Annotated in this window: 11 protein-coding genes and 1 pseudogene; 8 read left to right on the top strand and 4 right to left on the bottom strand. The window is 46.4% G+C overall.

Going from position 1 to position 13,100, the window contains the following annotated elements; all coding sequences use genetic code 11:
* The first annotated feature begins 119 nt into the window (after window positions 1-119).
* From BST99_RS06570 to BST99_RS06585, 4 genes are read left to right on the top strand one after another with little or no spacing between them, the layout of a single operon-like run.
* Window positions 120-680 carry an RNA polymerase sigma factor gene (locus BST99_RS06570; RefSeq protein ID WP_105001094.1) on the top strand — a complete coding sequence of 187 codons (561 nt, stop codon included), beginning with the start codon at window positions 120-122 and terminating at the stop codon, window positions 678-680.
* Window positions 677-1,279, top strand: a complete 603-nt coding sequence (locus BST99_RS06575; protein WP_105001095.1) for a hypothetical protein — start codon at window positions 677-679, stop codon at window positions 1,277-1,279. Before BST99_RS06570 ends, BST99_RS06575 begins: the two co-directional genes overlap by 4 nt.
* A complete protein-coding gene (locus tag BST99_RS06580; RefSeq protein WP_105001096.1) occupies window positions 1,257-2,345 on the top strand; it encodes a DUF4097 family beta strand repeat-containing protein in 1,089 nt (362 codons plus the stop codon). Before BST99_RS06575 ends, BST99_RS06580 begins: the two co-directional genes overlap by 23 nt.
* 14 nt (window positions 2,346-2,359) lie before the next feature.
* Entirely contained in the window at window positions 2,360-3,088 is a 729-nt protein-coding gene (locus tag BST99_RS06585) for a head GIN domain-containing protein (RefSeq protein ID WP_105001097.1), read from the top strand.
* A gap of 19 nt (window positions 3,089-3,107) precedes the next feature.
* On the opposite strand, the pseudogene BST99_RS06590 reads toward BST99_RS06585, so the two are convergent.
* The 4 genes and pseudogenes from BST99_RS06590 to glgB form a co-directional block, all read right to left on the bottom strand.
* Window positions 3,108-4,456: pseudogene (locus BST99_RS06590) on the bottom strand (MFS transporter).
* Complete coding sequence (locus BST99_RS06595; protein WP_105001098.1) at window positions 4,453-5,262, bottom strand: M48 family metallopeptidase; 810 nt, start codon at window positions 5,260-5,262, stop codon at window positions 4,453-4,455. The pseudogene BST99_RS06590 and the gene BST99_RS06595 overlap by 4 nt, the downstream one beginning before the upstream one ends.
* A gap of 36 nt (window positions 5,263-5,298) precedes the next feature.
* Window positions 5,299-7,698 carry a glycoside hydrolase family 31 protein gene (locus tag BST99_RS06600; RefSeq protein ID WP_105001099.1) on the bottom strand — a complete coding sequence of 800 codons (2,400 nt, stop codon included), beginning with the start codon at window positions 7,696-7,698 and terminating at the stop codon, window positions 5,299-5,301.
* Window positions 7,699-7,821: 123 nt separating this feature from the next.
* Entirely contained in the window at window positions 7,822-9,726 is a 1,905-nt protein-coding gene (gene glgB, locus BST99_RS06605; RefSeq protein ID WP_105001100.1) for a 1,4-alpha-glucan branching protein GlgB, read from the bottom strand.
* A 175-nt stretch (window positions 9,727-9,901) separates the two neighbouring features.
* Here glgB and BST99_RS06610 point away from each other — a divergent pair, with 175 nt between their 5' ends.
* The 4 genes from BST99_RS06610 to lpdA all read left to right on the top strand — a co-directional run bounded on the left by BST99_RS06610 (window position 9,902) and on the right by lpdA (window position 13,075).
* Complete coding sequence (locus tag BST99_RS06610) at window positions 9,902-10,468, top strand: hypothetical protein (protein WP_105001101.1); 567 nt, start codon at window positions 9,902-9,904, stop codon at window positions 10,466-10,468.
* 154 nt (window positions 10,469-10,622) lie between these two features.
* On the top strand, window positions 10,623-11,033 hold the full coding sequence (msrB, locus tag BST99_RS06615; protein ID WP_105001102.1) for a peptide-methionine (R)-S-oxide reductase MsrB: 411 nt from the start codon (window positions 10,623-10,625) through the stop codon (window positions 11,031-11,033).
* 10 nt (window positions 11,034-11,043) lie between these two features.
* Window positions 11,044-11,565, top strand: a complete 522-nt coding sequence (locus BST99_RS06620; protein ID WP_105001103.1) for a DUF1572 family protein — start codon at window positions 11,044-11,046, stop codon at window positions 11,563-11,565.
* 118 nt (window positions 11,566-11,683) lie between these two features.
* Window positions 11,684-13,075: a dihydrolipoyl dehydrogenase gene (lpdA, locus tag BST99_RS06625; protein ID WP_105001104.1), complete on the top strand. Its 1,392-nt coding sequence runs from the start codon at window positions 11,684-11,686 to the stop codon at window positions 13,073-13,075.
* The last annotated feature ends 25 nt before the right edge of the window (window positions 13,076-13,100 follow it).

Here is a 13,100-nt window from a genome sequence, read left to right on the forward strand (position 1 = left end):
TGGGGTGACTTTTCTATACCTACCTATTTACAATTGTTATGCCAGCAAAATACAAGCAAATCACAATTAACTGTAACAATCCCTAACTTGGATACTCTATAAGACAAACAACATCCTTTTTGAGCCAACCAAATGGAAATACTGATGCACTGATTCAGCAGTGCCGCCAGGGAGATCCCAGAGCGCAAATGGAAGTGTACAAACGCTATTACAAAGCCATGTACAACACCGCACTCAGGATTGTAAAGCACACTGCGGAAGCGGAGGATGTGATGCAGGAGTCGTTTTTAAACGCGTTTACGAAGCTGCACACTTTTAAAGGAGAAGTCACCTTTGGCGCCTGGTTAAAGCGCATTGTTATCAACAACAGTATTTACCATTACAAACGGTTGCAAAAACAAGCAGCCGTAGACTGGGAAGATGTAAAGCACAAGGTCGAAGACAATGAGGAATACTCCGATGATCTAAGTGGTATAACTGAACTGAAGGCTCAAAAAGTGATGGAGACCATGAAAGGTCTGAAAGAGAATTACCGAATTTCTTTGACCTTACATCTTGTTGAAGGTTATGATTATGAAGAGGTAAGTGAGATACTGGGAATAAGCTACGCCAATTGCCGAACCACGATTTCACGCGCCAAAGAAAGTTTAAGAAAAAAGTTAGTAACCCATACGCTATGAAAGAGAAAGATACCTGGAAAGAGCTGTTTGAACCCCTGCAAGGACAGTGGGACACAGAAGAGCCTCTGGAAGGTCACCTGAATCGGTTTGAAGCCCGATTGATGGCCGCGGCAGAGCTCAAAAAGCAGGAAGAGGAAGAAGCGGAAGAAGAACCCCGAGTTCGGCCCTTGTGGTCCAAGAATACAGGATGGAAGCCCCTAGCGGTTGCCGCCTCCTTGGCCCTACTCATCGGATTTGGAATTAAATGGGGAAGCGGTCCAGCTCCTATTCAAGAGCAAATCGTAGAATTTGCCCCGGAGGTACAGGAAACCGACTTCCATTTTGCCAGCTTGTTGGAACAACAAGTAGAAACGATGCAGGGCATGGCGAGCGAAGACAACCAAGAGTTGATCGAATCGACTCTTATCCAACTCAATCGCCTGGATGCTGACTACCGAAAACTGCAACAAGAATTGGTCGACGGAGGAAACTCTAAACTACTTCTTCAGGCCATGATTATCAACTTTCAAACCCGAATCGATCTGGTACAACAGGTCATCGAACAAATAGAACAATATCAACTTACAAAAACATTAAATGATGAGAACTTTACTATTTAGTCTAGTATTCCTACTTACCCTTGCCGCCCCCACTGAGGTTTTGGCTGACGGAGGTAAATGGAAAGGCAAATACACCAAAGAGAAGACCATTAAAAAGGACTTTGATGTAAACGCCACAGCACTGATGCAAGTGCGCAACAGCTATGGGAACCTCAACATCACCTCCTGGAATGAAAACCGCGTTGTGATTGAGGTGCACATCAAAACGAACGGAAACAACGAAGAGAAGGTCCAGAAGAGACTGAATGAAATCTCCGTTGATTTCAGCAACAGCAGCGACAAGGTTTCGGCAATCACCCGATTCGGTCAAAAAAATCGCTGGGGCTGGGGAAACAACAACAACCGCGTTAACGTACAAGTTGACTACACCATCAAGCTTCCACGCAAAAACAGTGTGGACTTGAGCAACGACTACGGCAGCATTTACCTTGACCGTGTAGACGGGCACGCTAAATTGAGCTGTGACTACGGTAAAATGGAAATCGGGGAACTGAGAGGCCGCAACAACGAGATTCGTTTTGACTACACCTCCAGAACCACTTTTGACTACATCAACTCGGCAACCATCTACGCAGACTACAGCGGGTTTACTGTGACGGAAGCCAAATCAATCAATCTACGAGCAGACTACACCAAATCCGTAATCAACACGGTTGGCAACCTGGAATACTCCAGCGACTACGGTTCCCTTGAAGTGGGACGTATTGACAACCTGAGCGGTAACGGTGATTATATCGGTGTTAAGCTGAGAGAAGTACACGGAAATGTGGATATCTCAGCGGACTACGGATCGGTAAAAATTGGCCAAATGGCAGCCGATGCGGGGAACATCAGCATCAAAACAGAGTACACAGGCATTAAGATCGGATACGATCCAGGCTACAACTTCGACTTCGAAATTGTTACCGAGTATGCCGGAGTCAGTGGGAAGGATGATTTTGACATCAGCATTTCCAAGGAAAAATCTTCAGAACGCTACTACAAAGGCTACCGCGGAGAGTCGAATTCGGGGAACAAGGTCTACATCAATAGCGAATACGGAGGAGTAACATTTTACAAAAATTAATAACCACAATAAGGATGAAAAAGAGTGTATTAATTGCATTAGTTATGTGCATGTCCCTGGGAGTTCAAGCCCAATGGGGAAAGAAAATTAGAGGAAACGGAAACTATACCACCGTTGAGAGAAATGTTGGAGATTACGATCACGTGGCCATGGCCGGATGGTTTGACCTCGACATCGTCGCAGGGAAAGAAGGAACCATCACCCTGGAAGGAGAATCCAACTTGTTGGAGTACATCAAAACAGAAGTCAAAGACGGCAAACTGACCGTAAAGGTGAAAAAAGGAGTAAACCTGAAGCCTTCTGATTGGAACAAGGGAATTCAAATCACGGTCCCCGTCAAAGAAATCAGTGGGGTTACCATGTCAGGATCGGGTGATATCGTTGGACGCACCACCCTGAAGTCAGACACCTTCAAGACCACTATGTCAGGTTCTGGTGATATCACATTGGATGTCGATGCAGACAACGTCAAAGCGACTTTGGCAGGTTCAGGAGATATCAACTTGAGCGGAAATGCAAAGGATTTTACCGCTACTATTTCAGGATCAGGTGATATCAAGGCCTACGACCTAAAGGCGGCTTATGTTACCGCACAGGTCTCTGGTTCCGCTGATGTTCGGGTATACGCTACCGAAAAGCTCACCGCTCGAGTATCGGGATCAGGTGACGTACGTTACAAAGGAAATCCAGCAAAGGTCGACAGCAAAGTATCGGGCTCAGGAGATGTCTCCGGCTACCGATAGCAATCAACCTAAATAAACATCAGGCAAGCCCTTGTTCGTCAGAACGGGGGCTTTCTTTTTTAGGAACCCGCATGAGTAAAAAGGCTCCAACCAAAAAGAAGACACCGAGAAAGATAGCGGCATTGCGCATGCTTCCGGTTAGCTGTGCGACCAAACCATACAGGAAGGTACCGATGATGATACCAATCTTTTCGGCCACATCATAAAAACTAAAGTAAGAAGCCGAATCTTCTGTTGGAGGCATAAACTTGGAATAGGTAGATCTCGATAAGGCCTGTATTCCTCCCATCACCATCCCCACCAAACCAGCAGCGATATAAAAGTCCATAGGGGTCTGTAAAAAATAGGCGTAGACGCAGAGGGCCATCCAAATAAAATTGACGACGATGAGGGTGCGGATATTGCCGTTTCTGTTAGAAGTTCGTGCCGTCAGTGTGGCTCCAAGGATGGCCACGATTTGGATAACGAGAATACTAATGATCAACCCCATGGTACGTTTGTCATCTGAACCCCAATCAATTTCTTGTTCCCCAAAATAAGTCGCGATCAACATAATGGTTTGCACCGCCATACTGTAGACAAAAAAGGCCCCCAAGTACCTCTTCAAACGGACTTGGCCCTGAAGTTCCTTCCAAACCTTTCTGAGCTCAGTAAAACCGTTCATGATAACATTCTTTCGCTCCCCTTCCTTCTTGAAACCTTTGGCAGGTAAAAGAAGGTAATCTGACTGAACAACATCCACCAGATCCCCACAGTTACAAAAGAGTAGCGCATGGCCTTCATAGCCGCAGGATCGCTCTCGGTGTCTGTGATCCCAAAGAAGGCGGGCTCCATCACCATGGCCAGGTTCAAGACCAAAAGCAAAACACTACCGATATACCCCAATGAAAAGCCCAAGGCGCTTACCCGGTCCTGTTGTTCAGGATAAGCGATATCCGGCAAATAGGAATTGTTGATCGCAAAACTGACCCAAAAGCCCACCAAACCGAGAAGGTAGAGCAGTAAGCTTAGGTATATGTTCTCGAGAGTAAACCAGTACAGACCGATGCATGAAAGTCCTCCCATATAGCAGAAGAACTTGAGAAAAAGCCGCTTATTTCCGATATAATCTGCTATTCCAGATACAATAGGCGTAATGATGGCAATAAAAACAAAAGCCAAGGAGGTGACGTAAGAAATCAGCGGTGCGCGCTCGATGGCATAGCCAAAAAGTTCAACTTGTTCAACCTCGGCCATGCGAAATAAGGCCCCGTAGTAAATGGGGAAAATGGCCGATGAGATGACCAGACTGTATACGGAATTCGCCCAGTCGTAGAATGCCCAGGCGTTCAGTAATTTTTTGGACCCTTTAAGAACGAGTACACTCACCGGAAAGAGGTTATTCCAAACTTGGCTGCCTCTGCCTTGGCTTCAGGAGCCCAGGCGGCTAGATTAGCGATACGGGTATCATTGGAAGGGTGAGTACTCAAAAATTCTGGTGGTGCGTTACCTCCACTATTGGCCTTCATCCGTTTCCACAGCTCTGCTGCCTCGTCTGGATTATAACCCGCAATAGCCATAATTTGTAAACCAATGCGATCGGCTTCGGTCTCGTGGCTTCGACTGAAAGGAAGAACTCCTAAAACGGTAGAGCCGATACCATAGGCTTGATTGAAGGTATTTCTTTTTTGAGGATCCGTTATCGCAACATTTCCGGCTACCGCCCCTATTTGCTGCACCATACCTGCGCTCATACGCTGAGCTCCGTGATCTGCCAGCGCGTGAGCCACTTCGTGCCCCATCACAACGGCAATACCTGTCTCGGTTTGAGTAATCGGCAGGATACCCGTGTAAAATACGATCTTTCCCCCTGGCATACACCAGGCATTCACCGTCTTGTCCTGGACCAAGTTGTATTCCCATTGGTAATCCTTGAGATATCCCGGGTAACCATTCGCGTTTAACCAACGTTCTGCCGCAGAAGCAATACGTTGACCCACCCGCTTGATGGTTTCGGCTTCAGCCCCCTGCTTAATGACCTTGTTTGCGCCAAGAAATTGGTCATACTGGGCAAAAGCCATCGGAAATATTTGGCTATTGGGATAAAAGTTGAGTGTTTTCTTCCCGGTGAAGGGATTCGTTTTGCAAGCGGCGACCGCAAAAAACAAAACGAAAATGAGACCTAATTTTCTCATCTTCTCTTGTGTTTGTTGGCGGTAAATTACAAAAATTTAGATGCCAACCAGATGCAACTCGGTGAAATCCTTGTGTACCACAATGGTGTTGTCATCTGAATACTGCACCTTATTGTAATTCACTTTTTCATTGTCCAGCTCTATCATTCCGATCTTAAAGGGAAGACCGTGGAAGGTCATACGGATGTTTTCGTAAGGTGTCATGAAGGAACCATCCTTAAACTGTTGGATAATAAGTTCACCATCCTTTCCACGAAGGCGGAACTTACGGAGACTAAATCGTCCCTTCTTGTAATCGTATCCGTCTTGTTGATCTTCATAAACTGTTGAGTTTTCTTGGCCTTCCACATAGTAAACATCGATGCGAAGTTCTTCCAATTTCTTCTCTCCAACATACTGCTGAACCGGGTATTTCGGTATCATGGACCCCGCTTTAATGAACATGGGGATGGTATCTAACGGGCATTCCACATACTTCTCGGTTCCTCCGTGATGAAACTCATCCGTCCAATAATTGTACCACTCCCCTCTTGGCAAATACAATCTTCTGCCCAAGACATTTGATTCTTGTACGGGAACAATGAGAATCTGCTCACCAAAGAGAAATTCATCTGTACGGAAGTGCGTCTGAGGATCCGCTTGATCATAGAAGACCAACGACTGCAGCATGGGCAAACCGTCCTGAATGTATTTGTAGAACATAGTGTACAAATACGGAAGTAATTCGTACCTCAGCTCCAAGTACTTGCGGACGATATCGGTGATTTCGTCCCCAAAGGACCAGGGTTCCTGATCTCCGTGGTCACCACTGGAATGAACTCGACAAAAAGGGTGGAAAATTCCCAGTTGTACCCAACGTGCAAAAAGCTCTCCATTGGGCTGTTCTGCAAATCCACCGATATCTGTTCCTATAAAAGAGTACCCACTCATACACATACGCTGAGCTTGTACATTGGCGATCCAGAGGTGTTCCCAAGTCGCCACATTATCTCCGGTCCAGGTCGCACAGTAGCGCTGAGTCCCCGCATACGCTGCCCTGGTTAAAACAAAAGGACGCTTCGGGAAACTGAATTTCTTGAGGCCATCGTAGGTCGCACGGACCATTTGCATACCATAAACATTATGGGCCTTTCGGTGACTGCAGGGATGTCCATCGTAGTCGTGGCGCATATCCAGGTTGGCCGTTTTAGTCGGCACATCCATAATGGCGGGTTCATTCATGTCATTCCAGACCCCGTGCACCCCAATGTCTGCAATCATCTCTTTGTAGAGGCCTGCCCACCATTCGCGTACCTCGGGATTGGTAAAGTCAGGGAACTTACACTCCCCTGGCCAAACTTTCCCTTTAAAATGTGGACCATCGGCTCGTTTACAGAAGAAGTCATTTTCCATCGCCTGTTGGTAGACCCAGTAATCCCGATCTATTTTAATTCCAGGATCAATCATGGTTACCGTTTTCATTCCCATGGCTTCCAGCTTTTCGACCATTTTCTTGGGGTTCGGAAAGCGGCGATTATTCCAGGTAAAACAACGGAAGCCTTCCATATAATCGATGTCGAGGTAAATCGCATCGCAAGGCAGTTTGAGATCACGGAACTTTTTGGCAATTTCCATAACCTGCTTTTCCGGATAATAACTCCACTTGGATTGGTGAAAGCCCAAAGCCCACAAAGGAGGTAACTCGGGCACTCCGGTCAAATCGGTATAAGCTTCTACGACCTGAGACATTTTAGGTCCATAGAAGAAATAGTAGTTCATTTCGCCTCCATCTGCCCAGAAGCTGGTGACGTTTCGCTTTTCCTGGGCGAAGTCGAAATACGTACTGAAAGAGTTGTCAAAGAAAATTCCGTAGGCCAAATCGTTGTGAAGGCCCAGATAAAAAGGAATTGACTTGTAGAGTGGCTCCTGGTCCTTGTGGTAAGCGTACTGATCAGTAACCCAGTTGTTTACTCGCTTGCCCTTGAGGTTGATGTGAGACGCTTTATCCCCCATACCGTAGAAGCTTTCGGCTTGTTGAGTGACTTTACTCATCTTCACCACATTTCCACCGTAAGCAAAGTTTTCTTCCCAATGAAAACCGTTTTCCTCCTCACTGATCATATTGCCATCCAGGTCTGTAATTTCGACCTTGAGATTGTCTTTCTTGACATAGACGATCAGCTTAGCGGTTGTGAGTACATATTCCGGTGGTCCTTCAGTCACTTCTAAGACATTATAGCCCAAGGAAACATCATCCGCAATAGCATAAGAAAAATCAGGTTCAAAAACGTGTTCCGTAGCGTATCGAAAACGCAGAGCACTATCACGTAAGACGGTAATCTCCAGGATTACCCCATTTTGAGTAGTGAAGTACACGCGATCGTTCTCTCTGTGAAAGTCGACAATTTGATTTGGAAATTGATTGCCTCTGTGGGCTATTTCGGTATTGGTAATCATAGTGAATAGGCGCCTGGAAATTGAATTTCCACAGGCTTTTTATCAATATTCTGTTGATGAATAAGTACTCAACGAGGACACGTCCGCATTATTGAGCAAGCTAACCAATTTGAGGGCAAATTCTTACTTCAAAACCACCATACCCAGAGGTGGGAGTTTCAACTGCACGGACTGAGCACATCCGTGCCAGCCCACTTTTTCTACCTTAATTTTTTCGTTGAGTTGACCGGTACCGGCGAATCGCTTGTCGTCGGAGTTAAACACTTCTTTGACTCGGCTGGCCTTAGTCACTCCTACGCGATAATTCTCGCGAACCACTGGAGTAAAGTTGCAGACCACAACAATATCGTCCTTGGGGTCATCGGTTTTACGAACAAAGGAAATCACGGAATTTTCGTTATCGTTGTACTCCAACCACTCAAATCCGTCATAACTGAACTGCTTCTTGTGCAAGGCCGGATACTTCTTATACAAGCTGTTCAGGGATTTGATCAGCTCTTTTACACCGTTGTGAAGAGGATAATCCAACAAGTTCCATTCCAGGCCTTGTTCGAAGTTCCACTCGGAAGTTTGTCCAAATTCGCCACCCATAAAGAGGAGTTTAGTCCCGGGGTGGGTGAACATATAACTGAAGAGCAAGCGCAAATTGGCAAAACGCTGCCACTCATCACCGGGCATGCGATAAATCAGGGACTTTTTCCCGTAAACCACCTCATCATGTGATAAAGGCAACATGAAGTTTTCGGTAAAGGCGTAAGCCAAACTAAAAGTGATATCGTTCTGATGGAAGCGGCGGTGAATAGGTTCTTTTTTGAAGTACTCCAGGGTATCGTGCATCCACCCCATCATCCACTTCATTCCGAAGCCCAGACCTCCTAAATCCACAGGCTTGGAGACTCCCGTAAAGGCTGTAGACTCCTCCGCAATGGTTTGTACATCCGGAAAGCTGGCATAGACTTCCGTATTCAGGTCCCGTATGAAGGATAGGGCTTCCAGGTTTTCGTTGTTCCCGTAAATATTGGGTTCCCATTCTCCATCTTCACGGGAATAATCCAAATAAAGCATGGAAGCGACCGCGTCAACACGCAAACCGTCCGCGTGGTAATGATCTAACCAGAATATCGCATTACTGATTAAAAAGGCACGGACTTCATTTCGTCCGTAGTTAAAGATCAAGCTCTTCCAATCCGGGTGGTAGCCTCTTCTTCTGTCCGGGTGTTCATACAGGTGAGATCCATCAAAAAAGCCCAATCCGTGTGCATCCTCCGGAAAGTGAGAAGGTACCCAATCCAGGATGACTCCAATACCTTCCTGGTGAAGTCGATCCACCAAAAGTTTAAATCCATCCGGATTTCCAAAACGGGAGGTGGGGGCAAAGTAGCCCGTAAGTTGGTAGCCCCAGGAGGGATCATAAGGGAACTCCATTACCGGCATGAACTCCACATGGGTAAAGCCCATCTCAGCCACATAATCCACCAACTGTTCCGCTAATTCTTCATAATTGAGGTATTCCCAGCCATTCTTCTTTCTCCAGGAACCTAAATGCACCTCGTAGACCGAATAAGGACTTTCGAGACTGTTGTGCTTTTTTCGGCTACGCATCCACTTTTGGTCTTCCCAATCGTATTGACTGTCCCAGACCATGGAGGCCGTTTTTGGCGGGTGTTCAGCTGCCCGAGCAAAAGGATCCGCCTTTTCCGTTACCACGCCATTGTGATGCGATTGAATTTTGTACTTGTATAAGGTACCCGATCCCAAGCCCGGTATAAAGCCTTCCCAAATCCCACTGCCATCCCAACGCACCATCAAAGGATGCTCTTCTTCATTCCAGTGGTTAAAATCACCAACGACGGAAACCGCAGCGGCTGATGGTGCCCAGACGGCAAAGTAGACTCCCGCCTCTCCTTCAACGGTGGTGACATGAGAGCCTAATTTCTCGTAAAGGCGGTAGTGTTTTCCGCTTTTAAAAAGGTCAATGTCAAAATCAGTAAAAAGAGAAAAGGGAAGAACGGCGGCGTTGGTGCTCATAGATCTGCTTTTGTAAGTGCAATATTACGCAACTTTTATATTCAGCACTCCCCGAAAGAGTCTGAAAAAGAAGGAAAAAAAGGGATTTCTTCCCGTATTTTTGAAGGGGGCCAAAAAAAGTGGCATCCTTTTTGTTTTAAGAAGAGAAAACCAAGTGTAATCAAAAGTAAAGAAGATGAGAAAAGGATTATTTTACAGTATAAGCGCGCTATTTTTAATCGTTATGACGGCCTGTGAAGGACCAGTAGGACCTCCAGGGTTTGATGGACGCGACGGATTGGATGGACGAGATGGCCAGGATGGTGTAAATATCCTTGGGACAGTGATCGATATTCAAGGAACCTTTGACGCCTCGAATAACTACTCCATCTTGTATGAATTTCCGCAGACCGTAGAAGTTTTTGAAACGGATATTGTATTGGTTTATCTGTTGTGGGACCAAACCACCGACAGCAATAACGAGCCTGTCGATATTTGGAGACTCCTCCCTCAGACCCGTATCCTGAATCAGGGACTCTTGCAGTACAACTACGATCACACCTTCTTGGATGTGAACCTGTTCTTGGAAGCTGATTTTGATTTGGCGACCCTTATGCCGGGTGACACTGACGATCAGGTTTTCCGTATCGCCATCATTCCTGCGGAAGCTTCTAGCTCTGCACGGATCAACTTCAACGACATGCAAGCCGTGATGAACCTGTTGAATGTCGAAGAAGAAAACATTCCTAAAGTGGAACTTTAATACCCTTCTTGAGAAGGAACCTCAATATAATTTTTGAATAAGCCAATAAGCCCTGACGCGTTCAGGGCTTATTTTTGTTATACGGAAAGGTCAAAACCTCTTTTTAGACAAAAGAATGAGGAATTAAGTACCTTGAACACAAGGAAAGTTATACATGAACGAAGAGCAAAACTACCCTGGCCAAAAATCGGAAGAGGATTGGAAAAGTCAACTGAGTAAAGAGGAATACCGGGTTCTCCGAAAAGGGGGAACTGAATTCCCTCATACCGGCAAATACAATTTGCATTTCGAGGAGGGGAAATACCGTTGTAAGGCTTGTAATGCCCCTCTTTTTGAAAGCGAACACAAATTTGCCAGTAGATGCGGCTGGCCTTCTTTTGATCAAGCGATTGAAGGGGCTATCGAATACCTTCGAGACACCACCCATGGGATGATTCGCACAGAAACCCGTTGCGCAAATTGCGGATCTCATTTAGGGCACGTTTTTGACGATGGACCCAGAGAGACCACCGGGCAACGATATTGCATAAACTCTGTATGCCTCGACTTCGACGCACCGGAATAAAACACTTAATATGACCGAAACCTTTCTGGAATCCATCACCAAAGAGTTTAACCGATACAAATCCTACGGAGACAAAACCCTGAAGCGTTTGACCCTGGAGCAAATGCTGTGGGAGCCCGCCGCCGATGTGAACAGCGTGGGGGTACTTGTCAAACACATGAGTGGCAATATGAAGAGCCGATTCACCAATTTCCTGACGGAAGACGGCGAAAAGAGCTGGAGACACCGGGATCAGGAATTCGTAATAGATTTCGAGTCCAAAGAAGAGGTCGTCGCCCTCTGGGAAGATGGCTGGGCCATTCTCTTTGAGGCACTAGAAAGTCTGAATGCAGAGAATTTCGGATCCACGGTCTACATCCGCGCAGAGGCTCACAGCATTCCTCATGCCCTCCATCGACAATTAGCGCACTACGCCAGTCATGTTGGGCAATTGATGTACCTGGGTAAAATCATTTTAGGAGACCAGTGGAGCTCCCTATCGATTCCCAAAGGTCAATCGGCAGAATTCAATAAAAGAATGTTCGGGCAGTAAAAAAGCCCTTTCGCAGATGCGGGCTTCTGCTGGTGCACAAGCCGAACTTCCCACTTGATTTTTGACGCTTTTAATGCGTACTTTTGCCGCTCGAATCAATTTATAACAAAGAAGCCACATGAGTCATTTTGATGTCATTGTTTTAGGAAGTGGACCTGGAGGGTATGTAACCGCCATCCGTGCGTCTCAACTCGGTCTAAAAACCGCTATTGTTGAAAAAGAAAGCCTTGGAGGAGTGTGCTTGAATTGGGGATGTATTCCGACTAAAGCCCTTTTGAAGTCTGCACAGGTTTTTGACTACCTCAAACACGCTTCAGATTACGGGCTTACCGTTGGTGAATACGGGCACGATTTTAACGCTGTCGTAGGACGAAGCCGCGGTGTCGCCGACGGAATGAGCAAGGGTGTTCAATTCCTGATGAAGAAGAACAAGATCGAAGTGATCATGGGCTACGGAACACTTAAGGCAGGGAAAAAGGTAATGGTTAACCAAGCCGATGGAACCCAAGCCGAATACAGTGCTGACAACATTATCGTTGCAACGGGGGCTCGCAGCCGCCAACTACACAGCTTGCCTCAAGACGGTAAAAAAGTAATTGGCTACCGCGAGGCGATGACGCTGGAAGAGCAACCGAAAAAGATGATTGTGGTCGGAAGCGGTGCGATCGGAATCGAGTTCGCTTATTTCTACAACGCCATGGGTACAGAGGTGACGGTTGTCGAATACATGCCTCAAATTGTTCCGGTGGAAGACGTTGAAGTTTCTAAGCAATTGGAGCGCACCTTCAAAAAATCAGGAATCAAAATCAAAACCTCTTCCGAAGTTACCCAGGTGGATACTTCCGGCGAGGGGGTTCGCGCCACCGTAAAGTCCGATAAAGGCGAAGAAATTCTTGAAGCCGACATCTTACTTTCTGCCGTTGGAATCAAATCCAATATCGAGAACATCGGATTGGAAGACGTCGGGATCATTGTTGATCGCGATAAAATCCAGGTAGACGAATTCTACCAAACCAATATCCCAGGATACTACGCCATTGGCGATGTTACTCCAGGACCTGCCTTGGCGCACGTTGCCTCAGCAGAAGGAATCCTGTGTGTCGAAAAAATTGCCGGTATGAAGGTGGAGCCATTGGATTACGGAAATATTCCTGGATGTACCTATTGTATGCCGGAAATCGCATCTGTCGGTCTTACTGAAGCCAAAGCCAAAGAAGCCGGTTACGATATCAAGGTGGGTAAATTCCCTTTCTCTGCCAGTGGTAAAGCGAAAGCCAGCGGTAATTCTGATGGATTTGTCAAGGTCATCTTTGATGCCAAGTACGGAGAGTGGCTCGGCTGTCATATGATTGGTGCCGGGGTAACCGATATGATTGCGGAAGCCGTAGTTGCTCGCAAGCTGGAAACCACAGGACACGAGATCCTCAAAGCAGTTCACCCTCACCCTACCATGAGTGAAGCGGTGATGGAAGCCGTGGCAGATGCTTACGACGAAGTGATTCACTTGTAAAAAATTAAAACCGGCCATTGTGCCG

The sequence above is a fragment of the Aureicoccus marinus genome (genome assembly GCF_002954325.1).
Classification (GTDB): domain Bacteria; phylum Bacteroidota; class Bacteroidia; order Flavobacteriales; family Flavobacteriaceae; genus Aureicoccus; species Aureicoccus marinus.